The 25,557-nt window shown below is 44.4% G+C and carries 23 protein-coding genes; 14 read left to right on the plus strand and 9 right to left on the minus strand.

Annotation, left to right across the window (positions count from 1 at the left end; translation table 11 throughout):
* The first annotated feature begins 297 nt into the window (after positions 1-297).
* On the plus strand, positions 298-630 hold the full coding sequence (locus ACN5NT_RS17435) for a DUF2007 domain-containing protein (protein ID WP_176360062.1): 333 nt from the start codon (positions 298-300) through the stop codon (positions 628-630).
* Between the two features lie 511 nt (positions 631-1,141).
* On the opposite strand, the gene ltrA is transcribed toward ACN5NT_RS17435, so the two are convergent.
* Complete coding sequence (gene ltrA / locus ACN5NT_RS17440; protein ID WP_419176283.1) at positions 1,142-2,506, minus strand: group II intron reverse transcriptase/maturase; 1,365 nt, start codon at positions 2,504-2,506, stop codon at positions 1,142-1,144.
* A 519-nt stretch (positions 2,507-3,025) separates the two neighbouring features.
* On the opposite strand from ltrA, the gene ACN5NT_RS17445 reads away from it, so the two are divergent.
* The 6 genes from ACN5NT_RS17445 to ACN5NT_RS17470 all read left to right on the plus strand — a co-directional run bounded on the left by ACN5NT_RS17445 (position 3,026) and on the right by ACN5NT_RS17470 (position 7,013).
* The gene (locus ACN5NT_RS17445; protein WP_419176284.1) at positions 3,026-3,499 is read left to right on the plus strand and encodes a hypothetical protein; all 474 of its coding nucleotides are present in this window, start codon (positions 3,026-3,028) and stop codon (positions 3,497-3,499) included.
* Positions 3,500-3,576: 77 nt separating this feature from the next.
* Positions 3,577-4,002: a hypothetical protein gene (locus ACN5NT_RS17450; protein WP_419176285.1), complete on the plus strand. Its 426-nt coding sequence runs from the start codon at positions 3,577-3,579 to the stop codon at positions 4,000-4,002.
* A 54-nt stretch (positions 4,003-4,056) separates the two neighbouring features.
* Positions 4,057-4,482, plus strand: a complete 426-nt coding sequence (locus ACN5NT_RS17455) for a hypothetical protein (protein WP_419176286.1) — start codon at positions 4,057-4,059, stop codon at positions 4,480-4,482.
* A 482-nt stretch (positions 4,483-4,964) separates the two neighbouring features.
* The gene (locus tag ACN5NT_RS17460; RefSeq protein WP_419176287.1) at positions 4,965-5,831 is read left to right on the plus strand and encodes a DUF6159 family protein; all 867 of its coding nucleotides are present in this window, start codon (positions 4,965-4,967) and stop codon (positions 5,829-5,831) included.
* Positions 5,832-5,987: 156 nt separating this feature from the next.
* Entirely contained in the window at positions 5,988-6,428 is a 441-nt protein-coding gene (locus ACN5NT_RS17465) for a hypothetical protein (RefSeq protein ID WP_419176288.1), read from the plus strand.
* Positions 6,429-6,485: 57 nt separating this feature from the next.
* A complete protein-coding gene (locus tag ACN5NT_RS17470) occupies positions 6,486-7,013 on the plus strand; it encodes a hypothetical protein (protein ID WP_419176289.1) in 528 nt (175 codons plus the stop codon).
* Positions 7,014-7,510: 497 nt separating this feature from the next.
* Here ACN5NT_RS17470 and ACN5NT_RS17475 read toward each other — a convergent pair whose 3' ends face one another.
* The gene (locus tag ACN5NT_RS17475) at positions 7,511-8,056 is read right to left on the minus strand and encodes a TIGR00730 family Rossman fold protein (RefSeq protein WP_419176290.1); all 546 of its coding nucleotides are present in this window, start codon (positions 8,054-8,056) and stop codon (positions 7,511-7,513) included.
* Between the two features lie 577 nt (positions 8,057-8,633).
* On the opposite strand from ACN5NT_RS17475, the gene mgtE reads away from it, so the two are divergent.
* Complete coding sequence (mgtE, locus tag ACN5NT_RS17480) at positions 8,634-10,013, plus strand: magnesium transporter (protein WP_419176291.1); 1,380 nt, start codon at positions 8,634-8,636, stop codon at positions 10,011-10,013.
* 263 nt (positions 10,014-10,276) lie between these two features.
* Positions 10,277-11,329 (plus strand): multiheme c-type cytochrome, encoded by a 1,053-nt coding sequence (locus ACN5NT_RS17485; RefSeq protein ID WP_419176292.1) that lies wholly within the window; start codon positions 10,277-10,279, stop codon positions 11,327-11,329.
* 96 nt (positions 11,330-11,425) lie between these two features.
* On the opposite strand, the gene ACN5NT_RS17490 is transcribed toward ACN5NT_RS17485, so the two are convergent.
* The 3 genes from ACN5NT_RS17490 to ACN5NT_RS17500 all read right to left on the minus strand — a co-directional run bounded on the left by ACN5NT_RS17490 (position 11,426) and on the right by ACN5NT_RS17500 (position 14,171).
* Positions 11,426-11,995 carry a YIP1 family protein gene (locus ACN5NT_RS17490; protein WP_136799019.1) on the minus strand — a complete coding sequence of 190 codons (570 nt, stop codon included), beginning with the start codon at positions 11,993-11,995 and terminating at the stop codon, positions 11,426-11,428.
* Between the two features lie 249 nt (positions 11,996-12,244).
* Complete coding sequence (locus tag ACN5NT_RS17495) at positions 12,245-13,888, minus strand: sodium:solute symporter family transporter (protein ID WP_136799020.1); 1,644 nt, start codon at positions 13,886-13,888, stop codon at positions 12,245-12,247.
* Positions 13,889-13,910: 22 nt separating this feature from the next.
* Positions 13,911-14,171 (minus strand): hypothetical protein, encoded by a 261-nt coding sequence (locus ACN5NT_RS17500; protein ID WP_136799021.1) that lies wholly within the window; start codon positions 14,169-14,171, stop codon positions 13,911-13,913.
* Between the two features lie 448 nt (positions 14,172-14,619).
* Between ACN5NT_RS17500 and cobO the strand changes: the two genes are divergently transcribed.
* Positions 14,620-15,177, plus strand: coding sequence for a cob(I)yrinic acid a,c-diamide adenosyltransferase (gene cobO / locus ACN5NT_RS17505; protein ID WP_136799022.1), 558 nt, complete (start codon positions 14,620-14,622; stop codon positions 15,175-15,177).
* 97 nt (positions 15,178-15,274) lie between these two features.
* On the plus strand, positions 15,275-16,423 hold the full coding sequence (locus ACN5NT_RS17510) for a CaiB/BaiF CoA transferase family protein (RefSeq protein ID WP_419176293.1): 1,149 nt from the start codon (positions 15,275-15,277) through the stop codon (positions 16,421-16,423).
* 162 nt (positions 16,424-16,585) lie between these two features.
* Here the strand turns inward: ACN5NT_RS17510 and ACN5NT_RS17515 are convergent, their stop codons facing one another.
* On the minus strand, positions 16,586-16,768 hold the full coding sequence (locus tag ACN5NT_RS17515; protein ID WP_136799024.1) for a twitching motility protein: 183 nt from the start codon (positions 16,766-16,768) through the stop codon (positions 16,586-16,588).
* Between the two features lie 165 nt (positions 16,769-16,933).
* Positions 16,934-18,346 carry a PLP-dependent transferase gene (locus ACN5NT_RS17520; RefSeq protein ID WP_419176294.1) on the minus strand — a complete coding sequence of 471 codons (1,413 nt, stop codon included), beginning with the start codon at positions 18,344-18,346 and terminating at the stop codon, positions 16,934-16,936.
* Positions 18,347-18,775: 429 nt separating this feature from the next.
* Between ACN5NT_RS17520 and ACN5NT_RS17525 the strand changes: the two genes are divergently transcribed.
* Positions 18,776-19,480, plus strand: a complete 705-nt coding sequence (locus tag ACN5NT_RS17525; RefSeq protein ID WP_136799026.1) for a TIGR04211 family SH3 domain-containing protein — start codon at positions 18,776-18,778, stop codon at positions 19,478-19,480.
* Between the two features lie 431 nt (positions 19,481-19,911).
* Here ACN5NT_RS17525 and ACN5NT_RS17530 read toward each other — a convergent pair whose 3' ends face one another.
* Complete coding sequence (locus ACN5NT_RS17530; protein WP_419176295.1) at positions 19,912-20,652, minus strand: M15 family metallopeptidase; 741 nt, start codon at positions 20,650-20,652, stop codon at positions 19,912-19,914.
* A 275-nt stretch (positions 20,653-20,927) separates the two neighbouring features.
* Positions 20,928-21,428, minus strand: coding sequence for a rubrerythrin family protein (locus ACN5NT_RS17535; RefSeq protein WP_136799028.1), 501 nt, complete (start codon positions 21,426-21,428; stop codon positions 20,928-20,930).
* 591 nt (positions 21,429-22,019) lie between these two features.
* On the opposite strand from ACN5NT_RS17535, the gene ACN5NT_RS17540 reads away from it, so the two are divergent.
* Both ACN5NT_RS17540 and ACN5NT_RS17545 read left to right on the plus strand, forming a co-directional pair.
* Positions 22,020-22,814 carry an AAA family ATPase gene (locus ACN5NT_RS17540; RefSeq protein WP_136799029.1) on the plus strand — a complete coding sequence of 265 codons (795 nt, stop codon included), beginning with the start codon at positions 22,020-22,022 and terminating at the stop codon, positions 22,812-22,814.
* 694 nt (positions 22,815-23,508) lie between these two features.
* The gene (locus tag ACN5NT_RS17545; protein WP_136799030.1) at positions 23,509-25,467 is read left to right on the plus strand and encodes an ASKHA domain-containing protein; all 1,959 of its coding nucleotides are present in this window, start codon (positions 23,509-23,511) and stop codon (positions 25,465-25,467) included.
* The last annotated feature ends 90 nt before the right edge of the window (positions 25,468-25,557 follow it).

The raw sequence follows: 25,557 nt of genomic DNA on the forward strand, positions 1-25,557 counted from the left end.
AATTGTAATTTGTTTTCTAGCTTATCATTCAGTGCATACTTTACGAATATACACTGTCACAGGTGAATGGGAGTTTAATCATTTTAAGTATTATCTTGAAACTAATAATATTTACGAATCAATATTTGTTGTATGTTTTACTGTCATGCTGGTTGTATATAGAGCAAAAAAAGAAAAAAGAAAAGATGTAGACTGCTTTAATGGTAAATTGAATTAAAAAATAGACATAACAAACCATTTCAAGGGACGCGCAAAAATCGCGCGCCCCTGAATTCAACGTTATCGAAATAAAAACTGATGATAAAGATCTACAATCCAGAAAATGAATTCGATTTAATCTTTATCAAAAGTATTTTAATGAGTGAAAATGTAAATTTTTATGTTCATAACGACTTTTTTGGTTCATTGAGGCTAGGGCCACCAATTGAACTATTCAACCAGAAAACTATTTACGTTATAAATGAAGATGTAGAGAAAGCAAATGAACTAATAGAAATTTACTTAGAAAATTCATACAATAATGATGGATACTATAATGAAGAAGAAAAACTAAAAGTGAAGATCAGTGTCATTATAGAGTTTTTAATTTTTAGGTGGTTTGTCCCAAGAAGAATATTAAAAAAGCGATAACAAACCGTTTCAAGGGACGCGCAAAAGGCGCGCGCCCCTGAACTCCACGTTATGTTCAATACACATCGTAAACGTTTTAGTAAAAGAAGAAGCGCAACTGGAAACGGCGATTAGAATATATCTATAATGTTATATTTCTCTATATTTTATAATCATTTACTTTTATCGATTCACAAGAAAGTAATAGCTATATTGTTTTTTATTACGGTTATTATTATACCTCAAATAATATTACATATTTGTAGAGAGTATTTGGGTTTTAATTTTTGTGATAACAAAGCAATATCCATGATAGTTTCCTTAGGGTTTTGGCTGTTGTCTTGGTCATTGTATTCAAAATTAGAGCTGAAATATAAAGCACTGTATGTAATGTGTAACATTATATTATGTGTACTCCCAGTTGCAATATATGAAATGAATAAAATCTGACATAATCGGGTAAGGACGGGTTTTTCTCCCGCCCTCCCCACAACACCTAGCATGCGGGTCCGCACTAGGCGTTTCACGAAGGCTATCGGACCGAGGTCGGATAGTGAATCACACTCCATAGTTTCTTCAAAGACAGCAACCCTGTACTTTCAAGCCATTTGTTCGTCATCCCTGACTGGGTAGCCAGGGTCTTTGATAGGTGCCAGTAACTCTTCCTGCTGAGAGCTGTCATGATCGCCTGTCGTTTGTTTGTCCCGAGTTTGAGTAGGTTGCGTACTCTTGTTCTAGGATTTCGCCACTGTTTCCAGTAGCACATCCTCAACCGCCTCCTGATCCAATGATCGAGACCAGGGATTGGCTTATAGAGTTCAGAGATACCGAAATAGTTGATCCACCCCCGCATATACTGCGTGAGTTTGTGCATCCTGTATTCCATGGCAACCCGCCAACTTCTACCAGTAAGCTCTTTGATTCGTCGTTTGAATTTCGAAAGCGACTTATCGGTCCAGCAGATCTTACTCTTTTTAAAAGTGAACCCGAGAAATGAGCACTGCTCGACATGAACCACTTTGCTTTTCTGGTCATTGACCAGCAATTTAAGACGTCGCTCGAGATAATTCGAGATCGACGTTATTACCCGTTCTCCTGCCCGTTTGCTTTTGACCAGGATAATGAAGTCATCAGCATAACGTGCAAAACAGTGACCGCGACTTTCCAGCTCTTTATCCAACTCGTCAAGCAAGATATTGGCCAGAAGAGGTGATAACGGTCCGCCCTGGGGTACACCTAATGGTGTCGCCTGCAGACGTCCATCTATCATTACTCCTGCCCGAAGGTATCTGCCCATGAGCTTCAGCACGCATTTATCCGCGACTTTTCTGGATACAAGTTTCATGAGTATGTCATGGTCTACCCTGTCAAAGAATTTTGACAGGTCTGCATCCACGGCAATGCGTCTGCCTTGCCGAACATAAGACTGGACGCTTTTGATGGCGTCTTGTGCTGATCTTTGAGGTCGAAAACCGTGACTGGAATCAGAGAAGTCCTTATCGAACCAAGGTTCCAGCACCTGTGTAATGGCTTGTTGTACTACACGATCCAGCACAGTAGGGATTCCAAGGAGACGGGTAGTGCCGTCTTCTTTGGGAATTTCCACCCGAAGGACCGGTTGAGGTTGATAACTGCCGTTGAGAATGGTGGTGCGTATCTCCTGCCAACATTCACGATAACGATAGGGAAAGTCATCAATGGTAACGCCATCAACACCAGCCGCACCTTTATTCGACTTTACCTTATGCCATGCCATCGAGATGTTTTCAGATGAAGCGATACGCTCTATGGTAATTGGATGTAAAGGCTGTTTTCCAGCAATGCGCACACAGGCTGCTCTCCCGATCGGGATCGACACAGACGTATAGCTTACAGGCACTTTTCCTTTAGTCTTCATGTTTGGCCCTTCAATGGGGTGAATCCTCCCGGCTTTTCTATTCACCGAGCTCGTTTCCAGACATCTGTCCACCTTTGATGCCGTCATCCATCTACTATGGCCTCTGCTGACTCCTGCTTTGTCACAGCCAATGTTGCCACTTGCTGCGCACCGGGAAACGGGGCATGCAAAGCAGGTCTCCCCGGGTAAGAACATGAACTTCTGATAAGCGACCGCGCCATTTACCGTATCTCCTGATCCTTGGGCTTAAACATGTTGTGCTGTCTTACCCAGAGGCTCGGCCTTATATGACGTTTCTGTCCGTCGGCCCATATCGTTACACTCCGGCTTCCTCCAAACACTACCTCACGGTAATGCTCTTGCCATCGGTTAGTGTTTTATGTTAAATATTTGACTTAACACAGGATCACACACAGGGGACTTGAACCCCATTAGTTCATGCCCATGCCGGGCGCACACAAAACGTTGCAAGGGACGCGCAAAAGGCGCGCGCCCCTGAACTCCACGTTACATTACTGAATGATAGGAAAGGTTGTACATAAGCCGGATTTAATCGGTGAAGGGAAAGTTTATCTAATAGATGAAAAAGATAATATTTTCCTTTTACTCGCGGCCAAAAAAGGAATACTAAACAAACTGTTTACTAGTAAATATGTGTTGTTTGATAGTGGATTGAAAAATATAGCAACCATTGAATCGGTAAATCTTGAAATGACAGTCACTTACCGATTTAACATATATGACAAAAAGCGTATTTTAATATTTAAGTACATAGGTGGTGCTTGGCAGTTAACTGAAAATGGTAAAGTATTATTTGAGGTTAAAGATAAAAATTTTAGCGTTAAAGCCATAAGTGATAAAAAAATAGAAAAAGTGTTGGCTCAATTTGATTTTGTCAAAAGTAATGTCTTATATAGAGTACACACATTACATGATTCTATTTTAGTATTAATGTCACTGATGTTGTTGTTTTTGCTATATATTAAAGAATAAAATATAAATGTAACAAACCGTTTGAAGGGACGCGTAAAAGGCACGCGCCCCTCAACTCCACGTTATACGAGTAAATAATGTTCAGTGCTATTGGGCCACAAATAGATAAATATAAACATCTGAATATATTAAAATACCTTTATTTAATATACGGTTTTTTATTATTTATTATCTTTTGTTTCTTTACATTCACACTAATTCGAGATCAAAAGAGATATGCAAGCGCTAAAAATGATCCTGAAATAGCTCAGAAAATCGATGTTGAGCAAATGTTTTCCATTGCGTGGAACGTAAACATCGCTGTAGTCTGTTGCTCAATATTAACAGTTGTTTTTGCATATGGTATTCATAATAATCAGAAATGGTCTACTAACTTCTTTGGCTATATATTGGGGTTGATATTTGTTATTCAGTTCCCAATGGGAACATTTATAGGCGTCTACACTTTATGGATATTAGTTCAATATAACAATAATAATAAAAAACGTATAACTAAGCGTTAGTAGGGACGCACAAAAGGCGTGCGCCCCACAACTTCACGTTATCTCTATGAAAAAATGAAAATCCATATCAAGACTAGGCTTTGGATATTAACCTTAGCGTTGTTTGCGTTTATGTTTTTTGCAGGATTTAAATTAGGGGAAAGAAATATATTGCTAAATTATATTCCAGAAATGGAAATGAACCTGTATTCACGGTTGGCTATAAATAATGCCTTATTGAAGAAACTAGATTCAAAAGATTATGAAGGCGCTCATGGATTCATTAATATTAATTTCTGTAGTGATATAGCCTCTATTCCTAATGTGTGGGCAATTTCATCTAACAGTGAGAGGAAATTGCAATTGCTGTCATTGTTAATTGAAATAGACAAGCATAGAGATGAAAATATGGAAAACTATAAGAAATATTTTGAAAACGGCCCTAGTAAAATAGAAAGCTGTATTAACACAACCAATATGCTAAATGAAATTTTGAGATAACCAGTCGTTGGTAAGGACGCGCAAAAGGCGCGCGCCCCACAACTTCACGTTATCATATTTTAAATCGATCTTGAGACATCAAATAATGAGTAACTTGAAAACTATTATTAAGCCATTAGTATGGATTGTGTTTACTGGATGTGCCATAGGTAGTTTGTATTTGCTTAGAGTAAATAAACACTCTCTCTCTTCAGGTGTTGTAGAGTACGATCTGATTAATGTGTTAGGGTTTGAAGACTGGTGGGAATTTATTGGGGTTTTGATGTTTGTTGTACTAGTTGTTTATTTTAAAATTAAGTACAAACTATATAAATGATTAATTGGTATTTGTCTTAATTTAGGTCTTGGAATAATAATATTATATATAAAAAATCAAGAAAAGCGATAACAAATCGTTAGAGAGGGACGCGTAAAAGGCACGCGCCCCTCAACTTCACGTTATACATTGGAACCTTATTTAGAGCCTCAGAAAAGGAAATAGTTTGAACTCAAATTCTTTACTAAAAACATCTTGGAATGTTCTAAAAAAAGATAAAGAAATATTTTTATTTCAAATCATTTCAGCAGTATGTTGTGTTTTAATTTTGTCATTTTTCATTCTGCCACTGTTCAACCCTTCTGAAAATCTTGTTGAAAGCTTTTTGAACGGTACGTTATTCGATATCCCTGATAGTGGTGAGTCAATTGCAGAGAAAGCAGTCTATTACAGTAAATTGTTCCTATTGTTTTCAAGCACATATTTTATCAGCATGTTTTTTAATGTTGCAACAGTTCAATGTGCAATTATGAGAATGAATAAGCAAAATCCTACATTTTTCGATGGTATATCTGTGGCCATTTCTCGTTTACCATCAATACTTTGTTGGAGCTTTTTGTCATCTACAATAGGCTTTGTCTTACAACTAGTTGAAGAGCGATCCAACTGGGTAGGTAATCTTATGGCAAAGCTTATTGGTTTAACTTGGACATTAGCATCTTGGCTCGTGCTCCCAATAATGGTGTACGAAAAGGTAGGACCTCTCACATCGCTGAAACGCTCAGCCAAAATAATAAAAGGTACTTGGGTGGTTGCTTTGTTAGAAGAATTCACCTTTGGTCTATTAATTTCTGTACTGAGTTCAAAAGCAATATTTTTCCCTTTGTTCGCCCTTTTATTCGGTACCTATAAAAGTCTGATTATCGCTGCATTTATCTCAATTTTATATTTGGCAGTTTTATGGTCTTTATTTTCAGCAATATTAACTATTTTTCAAGCAGCTTTATTTCTAACGGTAAAGAATAATGAAATTCCTGAAATATTTAATTCTGATGAGCTTGCACGTTTCCAAGTAAAAGAAGTGTCGACCTAAACTAAAGAAAAAATATAAATTGTATAACCAGGCGTTCAAAGGGACTGCGTGAGGCACGGCGTTTAATAAGTCCGAAATAGATCAAAAGCTAATTCAAATCTGCACAATGAAATACTAGAGGCCCCGCAGCCCCTTAACTTCACGTTATCTCAATGAATGAAGAAATCTGTCTGGAAAAAGTGCGCTCTTAAGAGTGGTCAAACATACTCAGTATTAAAGAAAGTCGCATTTAGCCAAGTTGAACTAAACCCAAATGAAAGGTTTAAATTTATCCAAACAACGCAAAATTATAAAACCGGAATAACAAACTTTCTATTTTTAAATGAAAATCATCAAATAGTAACAATAGAAATTCCAGACTCAGTGGCAAATGCCGGTCTAACCGAGATATTTGCGCTAAGTTCTGACCCAATCAAAGAAAAAAATAAAAGCAATTTATTAATTATACTATTTATAGTTGGCATATTAGGAATAGTAATAAAATTCGTGTTAATGTTTCCAAATATGAAAGAAGGGATTATGGATAATCCTATGTTGGCGCTATTAGGTGCTGGCTTAGGGTTACTATACTATAAAATTAAAAATATAAAGAGATAACAATGCGTTTGTAAGGACGCGCAAAAGCTACGCGCCCCACAACTTTACGTTATATTAATGAAGAAGAAAAAAACGATAATACTAATATCCAGTTTTTCCCTAGTGGTTATCGTTTTGTTAAGCGTAACGTTGCTAGAATTAAATGCTCGGCATAAAAAATATTGTGAAAAAGTCCTGTCTGATTATGCAATTATAGAAAAATCTGATATTTATGAAGCTATAGAAATTCTAGAAAAATACACCAATAGCAGAAATGAAGATCGTTTACTAATTGAGTTGCTGGCAAAGGCTAGTTATGTAAATAATGAATTAGACAAAAGTGAATATTTATATAAAAAAGCTGTTGTTGAAGATTATTTATGTCAGGAATATAAGCCTGATGAAAAGTTAATCAATATAGCTAATGCCCAAGTACATTTAATGCTTAGTGCAATATATAAGAGAAAAGGTGATGTTGATAAACAAATAATACAAACAGAAAAGGCAATGAAGCAAATTGAAAAATTAGGTGAAAATATAAATTCACAACAAATATTTGAGCACTTAAAAACTATTACCTTTCAGAATCTTGATAAGTTTCCATGAAATGGCCATTAAAAATATGAAAATAAATATAACAAACCATTTCAAGGGACGCGCAAAAGCTGCGCGCCCCTGAATTTCACGTTATAGCCATGAAAGGCCTATCGGCCTTGATAAAGGCGAATATGTATTTTACATTACTTTGAAAGAATGTGGCCAAGAACCACCACTCATAAATTCTGAGTAACTGAGTTGATTAACTGCACGAATTATTGATGAAGTTCTAAGGAAAAGATCGGTAAAGAATAATTTATTAAGGTTTTTGTGTATTCCTGCAGATAAACAGCATAAAAACAAATAAAAGCAACGACATTATATAAAACTATAACCAATAGTTCCCAGGGACCGCAAAAAGCCGCGGCCCCTGAACTCCACGTTATGCACTCAAAAGGTACAATCTTACATGATCGTTTACAACTATAGCAATACATCGTTTACACCCTTCCGTTCGTATTGCCCCTTAAATCAAGCATGATCGCCTATACGAACAGCGCTGAATATCAGTCTTTCCCCTGAATAAGCATATCAACAAGTTCCACAGGTGATTCAGACCATAACACCCACTCGTTGAATGAGTGTTTCAAGAAACCTTCCCTTTCTGTGACCGCCATCATCTCTTTAAGTGGTGCATAGAAGCCGTTTACATCAAGAATGGCGCATGGTTTGTTATGATAGTTAAGCTGGCGAAGGGTGTATACTTCAAAGAATTCCTCGAAAGTTCCAATACCTCCTGGCATGGCAACGAATGAGTCGGAGAGTTGGACCATGAGGTCCTTTCGTTCATGCATGGTTGGGACGACGTGCAATTCAGTTAGGCCTTTGTGAAATTGCTCTTTGTCTTTTAGGCTCTGTACGGTAACACCAATTACCGTCCCACCTTCTTGCAAAGCAGCGTTTGCCAGTTCATTCATGCACCCGGTCGAGGAACCACCATACACCAGCGTCAAACCTTTTCGAGCTATTGTCGTACCCATTTGATTGGCTAATTTCATGTACGCCGGATCTTTACCAACGCTGGAGCCAAGAAAAACACATATGGATTTCATGTAATTCCCAAATAATATTTTGTTATATTTTGTCTAGAGCCAAGAGCTCTGTGTAAAGTTCTCATCCTGCCCAAAGAAATAATACATGTAACAGTTTTAATAGACAGATCTTTTGTCAAAATGAAAAATAGAGCAGTTTCTCGGTATAGAACTGCTCATTGCTTCACTCAACCTAATCAATTTTTAACATAATGCATAAGAATGTTAAAATTATCTGATATTTCAATGAAAAAAAGGTGTTAGGGGTAAGTGGTGAGTATTATATCAAGGAATGCTGAAGATGTTTTTTCTTGTTAGAACCATTCTTTTATACTAATTTCCCGCACGCTCGGGGGCACGGAATTATCTGAACGTTTTTTGTTGTACTGTTCCGTTGCCATAAATAGAAAAAATTTGGGAGAATGACATGGGTAGTCCAGATGGCAGTTTGAGCCATGAACTCACTCAATACATCACAAAACAGAATACCCCCTGCTTGTTCCCACACATGTGGTGATGATGTTTTTTCAGCCTTTTAAAGCTGAGAAAGCATTTGCCTCATGCCGTGTGGGTTAGCGCGGTTTACATGAGGTGCAGCATGACCACTCTCAACACCACCACTGATCTTCGTCACCATCTCGCACAAAATAACACTCTAGCGCTCCGTCATTTTTGCGAAGCCGAGCATCCTGCCGAAGTGGCTGAAGCTCTCAGCACACTTTCTTCGTACGAAATATGGGAAGTTCTTCAGGCTACTTCTTTTGAAATAAGGCGCGAAATTCTCTGCAGCTTTGGTGAGGACACACTCTACGATCTTGTTTTAACACTTGATCGTAAGGTAGTAGCCTTAATTTTGACTGCAATGTATTCGGATGACAGGGCTAATCTCTTTCGTCGTCTTACAGACGAACAGAGAGAGCACTTGTATCCGGCTTTGGCTAAGGCTGAGCGGGAAAATATTCGAAAGCTTACCTCATATCCGGAGGAAAGTGCCGGCTCTGTAATGAACTCAGATTATGTTGCGCTCCGCAAAAGCATGAGTGCGACTGAGGCTATCGACCAGATACGCCTTGAAGCTCCAACCAAAGAGACTGTTTATTACGCCTATGTGGTAGACGATGAGCGCAGGCTGACAGGTTTTGTGTCGCTGAAAGATCTCATTGTAGCTCAACCTGATGCGATAATCGAAACGTTTATGCACAAAGAGGTGTTGTTCGCCCGTGCCGAAGACGATCAGGAGAAAGCTGCCAGAAAAATACAGAAATATGACCTCATCGCCTTGCCGGTTATTAACGGCAGAGATGCTTTGGTCGGTATCATCACCCACGATGACGCTCTTGATATCATTACTCAGGAGCAGCAGGAAGATCTGGAAAAACTGATGGCTATCAGTGGTCAGCATAAGGCTGGAACGTATCTGAAAACATCATTCTGGGTTCATTTCAAAAACAGAGCTTCCTGGATCGTAGGGCTTTCAATACTTGGTCTGCTTTCGGGTACCATAATCCATAGTTTCGAAGATTCCCTGATGGCCTTGATGGTGCTGGCGCTGTATATGCCAATGGTCGCTGACACTGGCGGGAATACCGGCAGTCAGTCTGCAACTGTGGTCATCCGTGCTTTGGCCCTGTCTGAGATACGGGCTGGCGATGCCTTCAAGGTAATATTTAAAGAGTTTCGGGTATCGTTGCTGATGGCGGTGATCTTGGCGATACTTTCGTTTGGTAAGGTAATGTGGCTTTCATCGGGCAGTGATATTCCGCTGGGATTTTCATTGCCAATGATTGGTGCTACCATTGCAATTGCTTTGGGCATGCAGGTTGTTACTGCGACATTGATTGGTGCAATCCTGCCAATGGCCGCAGTCAGGATGAAGCTTGATCCGGCAGTTGTGGCGAGCCCTGCACTGACCACAGTAGTAGATATCACTGGCTTATTGATATATTTCAGCACAGCAAAAATCATGCTCGGCATCTGATTGCCTCATTCAGCCAGCGAAGAAAAGAATGCGGATGAGCGTGGAGCTTGTCCGTTTTTTTTTGCGATGTGAGTTCAATCTCTCTATTGATGTCGATAGCTTCCATCTGGGTAGAGTCTTCCTCCTGCAAATCCATTCCCCTGTAGCTGTTTGTCGCTCCGCATCGGTGTGATACAATTATTTTAAAGCGTCATCATTCTGTGCATTTTGCACACTGTAAAGCGTGTTCCAACTAATCTTCAAGCTTTTCAGGGAGGCTAGCCATGAAAATGAAATTATTGGTACTTGCGTTACTGATGCTACCTTTGGGAGTGATAAAGGCATCGGCGGAAAATGACTATGTCGGATCGGATCAGTGTTTCAGCTGTCACCAGGAAATTTACAGTCAATGGCTGGTAACTGGTCATCCATGGAAATTACGCAAAGTTGACAAAGCGCGGTATGCAAAAATTCCTCTGCCGCCAGGCTATAGCTGGGATGACATTACCTATGTTATCGGCGGTGCGATCAAGAAAGCAAGATTCATAGATAAAGAAGGGTATATTGTAACCGCCGCAAAAGACGGTTCGGAAGCTAAGACACAGTATAACCTCGAAGACGGCAGTTGGTCTTTTTATCACAAGGGTGAGAAAAAGCCATACGCCTGTGGTCCATGCCATATGACCAATTATTCTAAGGAGGGCAATCAGGATAATATGGAAGGGATGGTTGGCACCTGGTCTGAGGATGGTATTGGTTGTGAAGAGTGTCATGGCCCTGGGATGAACCACGTCCGCGAGCCGAGTAAGGAAACGATTAAGATTGATACCTCGTCTGAAGCTTGTGGCAAGTGCCACCAGCGGGGAGGTATGGGGCCCGAGCCACCGGCAAAAGGCGGGTTTATAAGGCATCACGAACAGATTAACGAGTTGAAGGCAGGTGTGCATAAAGATATGGGTTGTGTTGATTGCCATAACCCGCACCAGCGGGCAATTTTAGTCAAGGATAATTGTCTGGAATGCCACGAAGAGATTGGCAAGTCATACGCCATGACGATCCATGGAAAACAAGGCACCCGATGTGTCGAATGTCACATGCCCAAGGCAACAAAGTCTGCTATCAGTGTTGCCAGTTACACCGGTGATGTGAGGACACACTTATTCAAGATCAATACAGCAGCGGATGCGAATATGTTTAAGGAGGTAGAAGACAACGGTAAGAAGTCGACTTTTGCTCAAGGCTTTGTGACGGTGGAATACAGTTGTTTAAGTTGTCATGGCGGCAGGGATAAAGAGTGGGCCTCCAAGAATGCCATGAATTACCATGACCAGAAGTAAGTAATTACGCAGCGCCTGAAAAATCTATAATGCTCACGGTATGAGGCCTGACGGAAATGGTCTGGAACAAAAAGGATGTTCCAGGCCATTTTTTATTTAAGGAATCAGTACATAAATAGCGCTCACCGAGAAGATCACCATCCCTGTTACGGCAAGGTGAGCTTTGACCGGGCTAATCTCCTGGCCTGCTATCAAACTTTTACAGAGTAACCTGTATGCCCATATCCCACTGAGCAGAATCGGGACCAGTATTGGGATCTGGACAAGAGTGTCCGGGTGAAAGCGAACGGTATAGTTCAGCAGTGGTGCCAGTACCCAAAAGGGGGCGAGGGACAGGGATACCAGATAAAAAGCGTGGGACATGTTGCCGTAACCGCCGAAGGCTTTTGCTGCTGCCCAATAGACAAGAGTCAGCCCAAGTACCGCGATCATCATATTTACCAGCCCTGAGATTGAAAATATCAGTGGTGTGATAAATGCGAATTTGCCATCAAGGGGCACCGGCGAGCCCTGGCTCAAGCTGCCAGCCAGATCTGAAAGGCCGAAGAGTGTGCCAAGTATAAGTATGTTAACTATTGAAAAGATATGGGCTTTGCCTTCGCTCGCCAACAGGAACAGGCGGTGTTCACAGGAGACGCTATATTTGAAAAAATCTGCGTAGTTCATGAATATGAGAATGAGTTTTGGTTAAAATAATGTCAGTTGAATGAGCATTTCCCATGAGTATTCAGCAAAAACCTGAAAAACACATTTCGCTGAAATATCTGATGGTAAAGAATGACAGGTATGATGAGGAATGTTCATCTGTAATTATGACAAGCTGAATAGGGGCACCCCTCGCCCCGGCCACAAGACGTTTGGGCCGGGGCAGAGGCGCTGAGGCTCTCTCTCCTCAAAAAAAATCAGGTGTATTACCTACCAACCGCCCGGGGTGAGGGACCAGATCACAAAAAAGAGACTGACTGCCGATATGGTGACTCCGGCAGCGGTGGAGTTATAACGTTGCTCATTGTATACGGTCCAGCCGTGGATACCGTCGACCAGCTTCTTATCCGCCTCATGGGGGAGTTTATCAAGCAGGGCAGGGATACGATTGGTAATCATCGAAACCACTGCCATGATGAAAAAACTGAGGGGGACACAAAGCAGCGCGCCGGACATGCCAAGCTTGGCTGGCAAGCCCCCGGCGATGGTAAGGTTCGGTGCCACGTATGGAGATACCAATATATAGGTACCGCCAGCCAAAAGAGCGGCAGCCATTGCACCATACCTGTTGGCCTGTTTCCACCATACTCCCAGAATAACCAGCGGTGCCACGGTGACTCCGGCAAGGCCGAATGCCCAGAGAATAGATACGACAAGAAATGTTGGAGGATTGAGTGCGATCAGGATACTGATCAGGCCGGCACCTGTCATGGCGCTGTAATTGACGATTTTGGTTTTGTTTTCTTCAAGATCAGGCTTGAAGGTGCTGATAATATCCTGGGCGATAAGAGCTCCGATCGCCATCAGGTTAGCGCTGATAGTGGAGAGCCCGGCGGCGATAGCACCGGCAATAACCAGGGCGAGTACCCACGGGGGATTGAAAACACTGTTCAGGATGAGGGTGATCTTATCAAGATCGGTTGGGGCAATCGGGGTACCAGAGGTCGCCTGAAAAAATACGCCGGAAAAACCCATGGTGTAGGTAGCGCTGAAGGTAATGCCGCAGAAGAACGTGAACCAGATCATGGCGACGCGGGCGCTCTTAAGGTTTTTGGCGGTGTATATTCTCATGCCGAGGTGGGGCAGGCCCATGGCTCCGATGGTGAAGCAGGGGATGAGCGAGAAGTACCATTTAAAGCCGTACTTCATGTCAAAGAAATCAGGCACCCGTTCGAGCATGGCCGGAACCATATCTGCATAAAGCAGCGGCGGGAAGTACCAGCCGGAACCGCCCATGGCCTTCATGATAGCGCCCAGCGGGATGATAAAGGCCACAGCCATCAATACCATTTGAAAGGCCGCATTATACGATGTGCCGTACATGCCACCGATGGTCACATACCCGACAATAAGTGCGCCACCGCAGATAAGGGCAACATTATAATTAATACCGAAAAGCATCTCGAAGACTTTGGCCACACCAATCATCTGTCCCAGGGCATACATAAGCATGATCACAATCATAAATGTGGCGACAATATACGATGTTCTGAGGCCGTAGCGCTCACGAACGAACTGGGCAGGGGTAAAAGCGCCCATACGTCTCAGTGGCGTACCGTACCAGAGAGTGATAAGCGGGATGGAAAGTGCAAACTGAATCCACATATAAACAAACGGCACTTTCAACTTTAAGATTAGTGCGGTAACACCGAGAAATGTGGCAAGACTCATATAGCTGGAGGCCATGCCGAGGCCGTTGGCCAGAGAGCCGATAGAGCGACCGGCTGTCCAGTAATCGGTCGAGGATTTTGCAGCGCGCTGGGAGTACCAGCCAACAAAATAGAAAAAGGCAAAAGATGCAGCAACAAATATGATCCCCATGGTGGGGTCGGCAAGTGCCCATTCTTGTTCCATGGTCTATTCCCCTGTAAAAGGATTATATTTTATCGACGACACCGTCCATTTCTTCAATTTCATCATCCAGCCTGTTGGTCAGCGTGGTTTGTATGGTGACGACTACCATCAGGCCAAGCCAGCCCATAATGACAGGAATGATGTATTGCGAGGGAAAGCCGAAGATCATATGATCTTGCAGGGAAGGGAATGCGACAAAGAGCAGGCCCAGGTGGCCGCACATAAGCAGTAAAACAGTAAAACCTAGCGTGTACCGGACTTCTTTTCTGTACGCTTTGTTCATCTTCGCCTCCTTGAGGATTGCGATGCATCCTAGTGGGTTAATTGACAAACCTGATATACTTTTTGCTGCTGTTTTCTGTTGTTGTTCGCTACCTGTACATTGAGTCTTTTTAGCTGGTATCTTGCGGTTGGTTCTCTTCCTCCTTGTGCTGGGGGTTAATATAATTGCCTCATCATGCATTCTTTACGGAAACCAGGTTTCCGTGTAGTGTTTTGACAGGCTGGGAGGTGACATTTCCTTTTCGAGCCAATAATAAAAAAAAGTGCGTTTTTGTGAACGACACGGTACAACAAAGCAAGGTGAGCGAGCGCTCGCTCATCGGTACTATTGTAAGATATATTTATAAGTTATGTCAACTATATTTATATGTAATGTTTCAAAAATGTAAGTATGTCGATGGTGGTTGGTGGTGCAGCTGAGATTGAGAATACCACAGGAGGAATAATCCATGGCGCATCGAAGTAATGATCGCAAAACAGCAAAAAAAGCAAAACCCGGTCGGGTAATCCTCAATACCGGTGATGGCAAAGGCAAGACTACAGCAGCACTCGGTACAGCCTTTCGCGCCCTCGGGCATGGCCAGAAGGTATGTGTCATCCAGTTCCTTAAAGGCCAGGGGGCTTACGGTGAGCGTTTGATGGCTGATAAATTTGATAATCTGGATTGGTTTATCTGTGGTAAGGGGTTTGTATTCAACAAAGAAAAGATCGACGAGGATAAAAAGGTTGCGGAAGAAGGTTTCGCGCTTGCCGAAGAGAAGGTCACCAGCGATGAGTATGACCTGGTAATCCTGGACGAGATCACCTATCTGCCGCTCTTTGGATTTCTCGACGTGTCGCGGATCGTGGAGCTTATTGCCCACAAGCCTGAACGACTCAGTGTGATCATGACCGGGCGAAACGCACATGAAGATTTGATTGCAATAGCTGACACTGTATCAGAGATTCGTCCATTAAAACATGCTTTTGAGGAAGGTATTACAGCCCAGAAAGGCATAGAGTTTTAAGTTGACTCCAGGCATTAGCGCAGTAAGGCAAACCAGCCCGGATTTCTCCTGAGCAATTCGGGCCGGTGGTTTAGCACATACAACACAGGGAGGGGATATGTCGCATAAAGGAGCGCTTGCCGGGGTTCGGGTGCTGGATCTTTCCCGTTTGCTGCCCGGCCCATATTGCTCGATGATTCTGGCTGATCACGGAGCAGATGTCATTGCCATCGAGAACAGGAAGTTCCAGGATGATGGCTTGTTTTTTGAGGAGCTGTATCGAAATAAACGCCATATGTCGCTCAATCTGAAGAATCCAAAAGGAAAAGAGATCTTTTCGCGCCTGGTGAGAGATGCCGATGTGGTGCTGGAAGGGTTTCGGCCAGGCGTTGTTGATAGGCTCGGCGTCGAGTACGAAGCTCTTTGCCAAATTAATCCAGGAATAATTTATTGTTCGATTTCAGGATATGGTCAGACCGGGCCGAAGAGATATCAGGTTGGTCACGATGTCAATTATCTCAGTACTGCCGGAGTGCTTAATTTGATAGGCGAGGAGGGTGGGGCGCCGACCATTCCGGCAGTGCAGATTGCTGATATTCTCGGCGGAGCGATGCAGGCAGCGGTTGGTATTCTCATGGCTCTCTACAGCCGCACCCAGAGCGGGCGTGGGCAGTATATCGATATTTCGATGACTGAAGGTGTGCTCGGCCTGTTGACTCTGCCCCGATTTTTCCAGCAGAAAGCAGGGGAGCAACCGCTACGTTCCGCTACAACACTTTCCCATAAATTCGCTTGTTACAATACCTACAAAACCAAAGATAACCGCTATGTAGCAATAGGTGCGGTGGAAAATCGATTTTGGCACAGACTGTGTGAGCATTTGGGCAGACCAGAGTTTGCCGAACTGCAATATGATAACGCAAGGAGGCTTGAACTGATTGATTGGTTGAGGGAGACATTTAGTCAAAAGAACTTGGCCGAGTGGGATGCAGAGCTCTCTGATCTGGATGTTTGCTATAGCGCGGTGGCAACTGTTGACGAGATTGTGGATTCACCATTTTTCAGGGAGAGGCAGATGATTCACCTCTATCCCGGGCAAAACGGAAAACTCTGTCAGACCTTTACCAGCCCGGTGAAATTGTCTGAAACACCGGCAGAAATCCATAGTAGCCCGGCAACATTTGGCCAGCACACCCGGGAGATATTGCGGGAGTTGGGATACAGCAATAGTTATATTGATGAGTTCGCAGGGGCGGGGGTTGTTTAGACCCGGTGTCAGTTGATATGGAGTGGCGGGCAGTGTCGACAGGGCGCGGAACCGGGACGAGAGGTATACTCGTGGCTCGCAGAGTTGCGAAATAGTATCCAGCATCTCATGTAAGATAGGCTTTAGTGTTTGCTTAAGCGTGCAGGGCGAGTGATACGGCAGTTATGAATCCAGCATCTCCATGATATGGGTTTGAAAAGATACATCAGAGGTCAACTTGATGGCTATGGCGTGACAAATGCGGGCTGTCAGACCCTGCTGATCAATTGAAGCTACGTTGACGCTGATTTCGCCCAGCTCGTCTATATCGAGGATAAGTGCAGACTGGTTGTCTTGTAATTCCATCTTCTACCCCTCTCATGTTGTGCGTCAGTGTACGTCGTTGTTTCTCTGACACTGGTTGTAATAGTTGATACATGAAACATCTGCTGATATTGCCTGTGGGGACTTGGTAATGCGGCAGAATTTCATGCATCGTATGTTTGCTCAGTTCGTTTATGGCAACCAAAGTCATGCCTTATGTAAGGCCTGATCCAGATCTGCGATAATATCATCAGGATGCTCAGCCCCAACACAGAGTCGCACCATGTTGCCGGGAACATGGGCCATTTTACGGGCCTCTTCACCTTGCTGCTGATGGGTGGAGATCGCCGGGATAGTGGCGACAGATTTTATGCGGCCCAGATCCGTTGCCCGCCAGATTCGTTGCAGGCTGTCGAAAAAGCGGCGCGCAGGTTCAATCCCGCCAGCTACACAGAATGACATCAGATGCCCGTAACGGTTTACCGGTTTCTGGTAAAGTTCGTCATGTTCGGCATCGACCAGCCACATATACTTGCTGGCGAGTTCATGCAGCTTGTGGTTTTTCAGGCCGAGGTATTCAACCCGCTCAACTTTTGGATGATCCTGCAGGAATTTGGCGACCTGCATGGTATTGCGGCTCATCAGGTCCATCTTGGAGCGCAGGGTGCGTATATCGTTGAGTGTCAGAATTGCCTGCATCGGGTGGAGATTCGGTCCGAGATCCCTGTTCTGAAGGAGTTTGATATTGAAGGCGAAATCATCTCGTAAAGCGGCCTCCTCAAGGTTTGCTGTGATGGGCTTGCGTGAGATAACTGCACCGCAGATACCGAAACCGCTACTGGTCAGACTCTTGGTGGCAGATTGCACCACGATATCTGCCCCATGGCATAGTGGACGGAGCAGGGCGGGAGTCGCGATAGTCGAATCCACGATCAATGGTAGTTCGTGGGAGTGGGCCAGGTCTGCAACCTGAGCTATGTCAAAAAAACCGAGCTGTGGATTACTTGGCAGTTCACCGTAAAGGAATCTGGTGTTGCCATCGATTTTCGAGGCCCATTCATCGATATCGGTGGCATCGACAACCCAGCGACATTCTATCTGCCGCTCCTTCATGAGACGCACTGTAAACTGCTGGAATGTGCCACCATAGCATTGAGCTGTAGCTACAAAGTTGATTGGCTCATCCCGCCGCTTGACCGCTAGAAACGGGGTGACAGCACTGAAAATCGCAGACATACCTGAGGAGGTGGAACAGCAACTTGTCTCTCCACTGAATCCATAACCTTCGAGCAACGCCAATGTCCATTCATAGTAATAGGTGGAGGGGTTGGCGATCCGTGAATAACACCAGGTGGGGATCTTATAGGCCAGAGCGGCGGCCATCTCGTCAGAATCACGATAAGCCTGGGAAGAGCTCAGAAATGCAGGTTCGATAATAGCACCCTGATGAAAGTTCAGCGCATCCTGAACAGAGTAGAGACCATGGACGGCTATGGTGTCAAATCGCCATTTTTTCACCTCGGAGTTAATGTAATTAGTGCGTTCAGCCCGTATGCGATCACTCTGGTTGATATACTCTTGCATGCCTGGAGTAATGGCGGTGTCGTTCTGGTTTTCCATAGTACACGTCTGGTCTGATATCGTGAGTTGGTCTTTGGCTGAATTTAAAGTGGTTACAGGACAATAATAGCTTTTCCTGACATAATGAGTCAAATTTCAGGTGAGAAAAAAAGCGCTAAAATTCAGAGTGGCCGGGGGGATATGTTGAATTGAGTCTGGTATTGCAGGCCACACGGATTTGTCGCCGACAATTTGGAGTGGAGGGTGATTGGGGTGAGGTCCATGTGATTGCTAGGCGAGTGAGGTGTAATTCGGTAATGGCCTTCATAGTTATGCAATGCAATCGAAGCTGGGCATGATGAAAAGACGGGTTGACTTTCATAGGGTGGTCGGTAAGAATGCTCGGATATTTATCACATGAAGTAGTGAGTTACCGCAAATTTAAGCGTTATTCCCGATACGCTGTATTCGTCTCTGGAGAAAATAGATATGAAGTTGAAATGTATACCGAAAATAGCTGGCCGTCATATTGTGCCACTTGCCACACTCGTTTGTTCTTTATCTTTTCAGGCGCTGACACCTTCCGTTGCAGCTGCGTCAATTGAAACCCGTTATGTCAAGCCGACTGCTGAAGTGGTGGTGAGGAGAGGGCAAGGCAATGAATTCAAGATCATCGGTATGGTCAAGGATGGAGATCGCGTTGATTTTCTCGAAGAGTCAGGGAGCTATGCCCGCATCCGCTTTGACGATAAGGAAGGTTGGATGCTCAAAAGGTATCTGAGTGCGGAAAAACCTCTTGGAGAGGTTGTTTCCGCCCTGAAGCAGGAGCGCGATCGCCTTGAGCAGAACAATATAGAAGTATCTGAACAGGCCCAGCAGACATCATCCGAACTGTCGCGAATCAAGGGTGACCTGGACGTTGTGCTTGCCGAGCGTGACAAAATTCTTAGTGATTACACAATACTGAAAGACGATACCGCCAATGTCGTCCAGATCAAGAATGATCTGGAACGGGTTACCACCGAGAATGGGCAGTTGCAGGAAACGCTGGGTTCCGTAAAGGAAGAAAATAGAAAATTGAAGAAAGAGGCTGCGATCCATTGGTTTCTGGCAGGTGCAGGTGTGTTCCTTATTGGTATTCTTATAGGAAGGCTTCCGAGTCCTTCCAGACGCAGGAAATCTTCCCTGCTCTAGGAGCCTGTCGGACTCGCCCGATTTTGTATGAGCATTGTGTCATCGTTATCATGGAGCAGGCAGATAAAAGTCGCCGGCAAGTTGTCGGCGAATGTGCTGCTTCCACAATGCTCACATCGCAGGTCAGAGCATCACGATCTTCATCAGTCTTTTTGCAGTAATATCAGATTACCATGATTTATCGTGCAACAGATCGAACCGGAGCCTGCCTGAACTGGTGACCAGGGCAGGCCTGGCCTCTGTCGAAGTCAACTCTTTCTGCGAAGTCTCGCTCTGCTCGTTTACGTGAACCAGGTGAAGAATTCCGGGTCTGTAACGATGATGAAAGTTTGAGAATAAAAAAATCCCTGTTTCAGATCTTTACTCTGAAACAGGGATTTTTTTTTGTACATGCGGTGTTGCTTGTCGAGTTCAACGATCTCCAGACCGTCTCAGGAGGCGGGGATCTGGTTGTTATCCAGCTCCTTTTCGGCGAGAATTTTAATCTCCTGATCTTTGCTGTTTTCGGGTTGTATGTCGATATCATCCTGGATATGCGGGTCATCATTCGGAGAATAGTTCCAATGCCACGATTCCCAAGGATAGTTGTATTTATTCTTTTGTGGGTACGTCTCAGTGAAGCCGTACGCTGAAGCGTTCCTTTTTAGCCACTGGTACTCTTCTCTCTGGCCAAATCGCCAGTTGCCAGGTGCAAAATCCACACATGTGCCAAGCGCATGTTGCGAGTATCCGGGAGGAGCTACATATCGGATGACATCGTCAAAATCCCGGCCTTCTTTGAATTTACGCAGGAAGATTCTTCTCTGGTAGTCGGGGCTGCGATAGCCTGATTCAACCTTGAAGTGAAAACCGTCCTCCCTGGCCTTGTCGAAAAGCTTGAGCAATGAGGCGTGGGTCTGCCTGGTTACGTAAAGCCTGCTTCCATCCTTGGTGTGTTCAACAGGGATTTGGCTGAAGTTTGATGGCGGTATTGCCGGAGCGGGAATTTTGTTTCCTCGCCACGGGTACGGAACATCATATTCCTTGTCTCCAATCCAGACCGTTTCTTTGCCACGGTAAATCTTGTCTTCAAGTTTGGCGATTTTCGGGAATTCAGTGCTGAAACCATCAAGCGGGGTGATAAGCATTAAGGCAAGCAAAGAGAGAATTGGTAGGTAACGATTGGTAAACATGGGCAAAACTAATCAATAATAAGGGAATGTTAGGTGCTTGGCACGTGCCGGGCATCATGCTTTATCTCAATGGTGCATACATAGTCTATTGAATATAAAAGAACAAGCACTGTTCAGGGAATTGAGAGAAACAATGTAATTTTACGGTTTTTAAAAGAATCTTGTGCCTGGATTTGCGAAGTTTCAGCTCGCCTGGGTGTTCTGGGGACAGGGAAAAAAAAGCGTTCATGACAGGCATGAACGCTTGAGTAATATCTCGTTAAGCGGGCGTGGCTCTAAGCCACATCATGGAAGACTTTTTTCAGTGCGCCACATACAGGGCATTTGTCAGGGGCTTCCCCCAGCTCGATATAGCCGCAGATAGGGCAGAGCTGAAAGTCGCTGATATCCAGATCCTGGCCTTTTTCAACTGCTTCAAGGGCTTTCTGGTAAATCATAGCGTGTACTTCTTCGGCATCTACAGCGAACTTGAACATGGTCTTCGCTTTGTGCCCATCTTTGACAGCCTGCTCGAGCATGGGCGGATACATTTTTTCAAATTCGTAGGTTTCCCCTCCAATTGCCTCTTTGAGGTTGTCTGCGGTGGATTTGATTTTATCCAAAGCGCGCAGATGACCTTCTGCGTGAATGCGTTCTGCCTCGGCGGTGGTCCGGAACAGTTTGGCGATGTTGGCAAAGCCCTCTTTGTCAGCCTTTTTGGCAAAAGCTCTGTATTTCTGGTTTGCCTGACTTTCTCCGGCAAATGCATCATTTAAATTGTCTGTGGTGGTAGCCATAATAATCTCCTCGACTTTAAGTAGCTGTTAACCAGTTGTGATAGTGAATTTCTGTACCTATTTGAGATCATAGAACTAACTGAAACTGAGAATCATTATACATTAAGAATCAAGACTGTGCAATTGGCTGAGTGGAAAGAGAAAAGAAATTCTGGTTGCCACAAATTCTCTGGTTGAGGTTTGTGAGGGAGGAGGGAGGATCTGGGCGTAAGGAGTTACGGGTTAGGAGTTAGGAGTTAGGAGTTAGGAGTGAAAAAGCATTCAGCCCTGTTTTCAGAAAAAATATTTTAGCGGTTTAGCGTTATGCATTTAAGCTTTTGAGCATATCGATTCAACGTACCATTGCTCAACGCCTGCCACTTCTTGGCTGAATTCCGGTACCTTTCACGAGAAATATTTCAAGTCTTGCGCTGATAATCGGCAGACCCTTCAAGATGTTCGCAAGTGTGACCATTTGCAGCTTGCCAGCAGTATACAATTCAGTTGCAAATACAGTGTTATTGCGCTAGGCTGCCCGATGTACGTCATCTGAAGGGATGGTGACGAAATACTCACAAGGACACGAATGAACTTGCCATGAGGGAAAAGCGTATGCCGATAATCAGTATTTCGAGAGGGAGTTTTCATCGCGGCAGGGAAGTCGCTCACAAGGTGGCTGAGATACTCAGATATGAAAGTATCTCTCGTGATTCCCTGCTGGAGAACAGTGAAGTGTTTGATATACCGGAAATCAAGTTGATGCCCAATGTCAAACATGCTGCTCATATTCTTGAGCGATTCTCATTTGGCCGGGACCGCTACATCAATTATATGGCGTCGTCGCTCCTGCGATTCCTGCAAAAAGACAATCACATTTATCATGGTCTGGCCGGGCAATTTTTTGTGCAAGGGGTCAGTCATGTCATCAAAGTCAGAATCATTGCTGATATCGAAGACAGGGTTGCCGCCGAGGTTCGTCGTAAAGGGATTTCTGCTGATGTTGCGCGACAGCAGCTCATGCAGGATGACGAAGAGAGGCGAAAATGGGCTATGTTGCTGTATGGTATTGATATCTCAGAGCCAGAGAACTACGACATAGTGCTCAATATAAGCACAATGGGTGTGGGAGAAGCAGCAGAACTCGTTGCACGAACTGCACAATTTGACTGCTATCAGGCGACTGAGGAATCTACACGATATATTCATGAACTGGCCCTGAAATCAGAGGTTAAGGCTGCCCTGTTCGATTACCCCCAGGCTGCAGTTGCAGTTGAGGCAGGGCATGTTCGCGTGCAGGTTAAAATTCCCCAGGGCCAACGAGAGACAGTAAGAAAGCGAATGGAAAACTCTCTGGCAGATATCTACGGGGTTACTGCGGTTGAGATTCAGATTTCTGACTATTACTAAATGAGGTCAGGCATATACCGCAAGATAATGGCTGTGAATACTGCCTGACAAACAAAGAAAGTATGATCGCTGCGGTTGAAGATGAACAATTTGCACAATTGAGGGTGTGAGCGTGCTAGGTGTGCCCTGGAGTGCAGGTTGTTATCAGTAGAATTTATGCAATATTAAAGTGGATTTGATGCGCTTGAGAAACAACATTTTTATGTTAAAACTATTCGCGCTAAATGTTGATTTTTCTCAAATTACGAGTTAAACCATGCGGAGTTAAATTGAGTGCGGAGGGGTGGTTTTTAAGGACTGCCGTTCTGCGTGTCGATGCTAAACATTTGCTCAAGGTGAATTTTCAGTGGGAATTTATTGTTACCCATTGAGTTTGTCGAGTATGACCCTCTCTTCATGTCGTTTACGTGAAGAAACTGCATTTCTTTGTCTTTTCTCCCCGGATGTCCTTTCAAGCCGGAAAGATACTGTTTTCTATCAATACTGTTTTTTACTCTATGCCGTAGCCCGGACATTGTCCCGGCGATCAGGCCTTAGTTTCTCTTATCTATATAATGGATTGTGGTTTGCCCGAGACAACAGCGGCCCGAGGTTGGGTAACTGTTTAAACGGCTTAGGTTATTTATTGCAGACGTGTCTGCATTGATAATGCAGAGGTCTGTCTGTTTAATGGTTTTAAAAGGATTGTGAAGTTTTGCTAAAAGAATCCAAAGTTGAAACGAATAGAGTCCTTTTCCTGCCCCATGGCAGAGAGATTGATGTTGTTGCTGGTGAAAGTCTTATTAGAGCTGCATTGCAGGCAGGAGTGCACGTAAACGCTTCATGCGGCGGCGGCGGGGTTTGCGGCAAATGCAGGGTACTCATCGAAGAGGGCAGCGTAGCTGGGGGGATCTCCGAGCGACTCGCGGCTGAGGATCTTGAGCGAGGATACAGGCTGGCTTGCCTTGCGCATATCGAAGGTGATGTGACGGTTCGTATCCCTGTAGAATCGTCAATCGATGCCAGTGCCCTGAATAATCAGGTAACTCCCCGACGTACAGCAACAATCCAGGAATTGGATTTTGATACTCTGAAGGAGCAAGGACTGTTCGTGGCACCGGTGGTTAAGGAATATCTTGAAATTCCGCCACCCGATGCCCAGAACAATATGCCTGATGTTTCGAGGCTCGTTGAGGAGTTAAAGACTAAGGCGGACTACCACAAGTTGGAATTAACCCTGCCCGTTATCCGCAAATTGCCAGCTGTTATGAGGGAAAATGATTTCCGGGTAACTGCCACCATGATCAAGCCGGTACGTGAGGATGGCAAAACGCTGATAACCAACGTGCAGGCTGGGGATACATCGTCTCAAAGTTTTGCCATTGCGCTGGATATCGGTACCACGACAGTATATTGCCAGTTGATCGATTTAAAAACTGGTGAGTGTCTGGCTGAAAAAGGTGAATTCAACGGTCAGATCAGCTATGGCGAGGATGTCATAAGCAGGATCATGTACGCAGAAAAAGATGGCGGTCTGCAGACCTTGCAGAAAGTAGTGGTGGAGACCATCAACACGGTCATCAGGTCAGTGGTACGAGAGGCCGGGGTGGAAAAAGAGAATATCTCCACCATTACTATAGCCGGCAATACCACCATGACCCAGTTGCTGCTTGAGATTGATCCAAGGCATCTGCGCAGGGCACCTTACGTGCCGGCTTCTACTCTGTACCCGCCGTTTGATGCGGTTTCGATAGGTATCGATCTGAGTGATCAGGCAATTGCTCTCGTTTTTCCCCAAGTTTCCAGTTACGTAGGCGGTGATATTGTTGCCGGCATCATGGGAACAGGCATGTATCGCAGTGAAGAGTTGACCCTGTTTCTCGATATCGGCACCAATGCAGAACTGGTTATAGGCAATAAAGACTGGCTGGCCTGTACAGCATGTTCGGCCGGCCCGGCCTTTGAGGGGGGTGGGATTGAATTCGGCATGCGTGCCGCAAAAGGCGCCATTGAAGACTTCCTGATTGACCCGGTCACCTATGAACCGATGATACTGACCATAGGCGATGAACGCCCAAAAGGCATTTGTGGCTCAGGATTGCTCACCATGGCTGCGGTGATGTTCGAACTCGGTGTGATTAACAACAACGGTAAGTTTAATCGTGAACTGAATACCGATCGTATCCGCTGTCGCGAGAACATCTGGGAATATGTTGTAGCCTGGCAGGAAGAAACTCAGATTGATCGCGACATCGTTCTCACCGAGGTTGATCTGGAGAATCTGATCCGCGCCAAGGGAGCTATTTACAGTGGTTGCATGACATTGCTCGAAGAAGTTGGCCTGACCATGGACTCTATCGAACAAATCATCCTGGCGGGTGGCTTCGGCAGTTATATAGATCTTGAAAAAGCAATGACCCTCGGTTTGTTGCCGGAGATTGATCCTGAAAGAGTAACGTATATAGGCAATGGCTCCTTGCTTGGAGCCCGTATGAGCGCATTGACCAACGCTATTCGCAGGGATGTAGTGGAAGTAACCGGGAGAATGACAAATTTCGAGCTGTCTGAAACCCCGTCGTACATGAATAACTATGTTGCGGCTATGTTCATACCGCACACCGAGATCGAGAAGTTTCCTCGACTCAAATCTCGAATGGAGTCTCGGAATCAATAAAAAAAATGGCTGCGATTTAATATGGCAGGTGGAATTGCACAATAAGGTCAAAAAGGAGAACAGAAGTTTTATGTAAAGAAACTAGCTGCT

It is taken from the genome of Desulfosediminicola sp., assembly GCF_048381775.1.
Classification (GTDB): domain Bacteria; phylum Desulfobacterota; class Desulfobulbia; order Desulfobulbales; family Desulfocapsaceae; genus Desulfopila; species Desulfopila ganghwensis.

Excerpts from the sequence above, each read along its gene's own strand:
- ACN5NT_RS17520 (WP_419176294.1), bottom strand. The coding sequence starts at position 18,346 with ATGGAAAACCAGAACGACACCGCCATTACTCCAGGCATGCAAGAGTAT.
- ACN5NT_RS17465 (WP_419176288.1), top strand. The coding sequence starts at position 5,988 with ATGAAGAAATCTGTCTGGAAAAAGTGCGCTCTTAAGAGTGGTCAAACA.
- cobO (WP_136799022.1), top strand. The coding sequence starts at position 14,620 with ATGGCGCATCGAAGTAATGATCGCAAAACAGCAAAAAAAGCAAAACCC.
- ltrA (WP_419176283.1), bottom strand. The coding sequence starts at position 2,506 with ATGAAGACTAAAGGAAAAGTGCCTGTAAGCTATACGTCTGTGTCGATC.
- ACN5NT_RS17485 (WP_419176292.1), top strand. The coding sequence starts at position 10,277 with ATGAAAATGAAATTATTGGTACTTGCGTTACTGATGCTACCTTTGGGA.
- ACN5NT_RS17490 (WP_136799019.1), bottom strand. The coding sequence starts at position 11,995 with ATGAACTACGCAGATTTTTTCAAATATAGCGTCTCCTGTGAACACCGC.
- ACN5NT_RS17500 (WP_136799021.1), bottom strand. The coding sequence starts at position 14,171 with ATGAACAAAGCGTACAGAAAAGAAGTCCGGTACACGCTAGGTTTTACT.
- ACN5NT_RS17495 (WP_136799020.1), bottom strand. The coding sequence starts at position 13,888 with ATGGAACAAGAATGGGCACTTGCCGACCCCACCATGGGGATCATATTT.
- ACN5NT_RS17535 (WP_136799028.1), bottom strand. The coding sequence starts at position 21,428 with ATGGCTACCACCACAGACAATTTAAATGATGCATTTGCCGGAGAAAGT.
- ACN5NT_RS17455 (WP_419176286.1), top strand. The coding sequence starts at position 4,057 with ATGAAAATCCATATCAAGACTAGGCTTTGGATATTAACCTTAGCGTTG.
- ACN5NT_RS17445 (WP_419176284.1), top strand. The coding sequence starts at position 3,026 with ATGATAGGAAAGGTTGTACATAAGCCGGATTTAATCGGTGAAGGGAAA.
- ACN5NT_RS17510 (WP_419176293.1), top strand. The coding sequence starts at position 15,275 with ATGTCGCATAAAGGAGCGCTTGCCGGGGTTCGGGTGCTGGATCTTTCC.
- mgtE (WP_419176291.1), top strand. The coding sequence starts at position 8,634 with ATGACCACTCTCAACACCACCACTGATCTTCGTCACCATCTCGCACAA.
- ACN5NT_RS17475 (WP_419176290.1), bottom strand. The coding sequence starts at position 8,056 with ATGAAATCCATATGTGTTTTTCTTGGCTCCAGCGTTGGTAAAGATCCG.
- ACN5NT_RS17525 (WP_136799026.1), top strand. The coding sequence starts at position 18,776 with ATGAAGTTGAAATGTATACCGAAAATAGCTGGCCGTCATATTGTGCCA.
- ACN5NT_RS17435 (WP_176360062.1), top strand. The coding sequence starts at position 298 with ATGATAAAGATCTACAATCCAGAAAATGAATTCGATTTAATCTTTATC.
- ACN5NT_RS17515 (WP_136799024.1), bottom strand. The coding sequence starts at position 16,768 with ATGGAATTACAAGACAACCAGTCTGCACTTATCCTCGATATAGACGAG.
- ACN5NT_RS17530 (WP_419176295.1), bottom strand. The coding sequence starts at position 20,652 with ATGTTTACCAATCGTTACCTACCAATTCTCTCTTTGCTTGCCTTAATG.
- ACN5NT_RS17540 (WP_136799029.1), top strand. The coding sequence starts at position 22,020 with ATGCCGATAATCAGTATTTCGAGAGGGAGTTTTCATCGCGGCAGGGAA.
- ACN5NT_RS17450 (WP_419176285.1), top strand. The coding sequence starts at position 3,577 with ATGTTCAGTGCTATTGGGCCACAAATAGATAAATATAAACATCTGAAT.
- ACN5NT_RS17470 (WP_419176289.1), top strand. The coding sequence starts at position 6,486 with ATGAAGAAGAAAAAAACGATAATACTAATATCCAGTTTTTCCCTAGTG.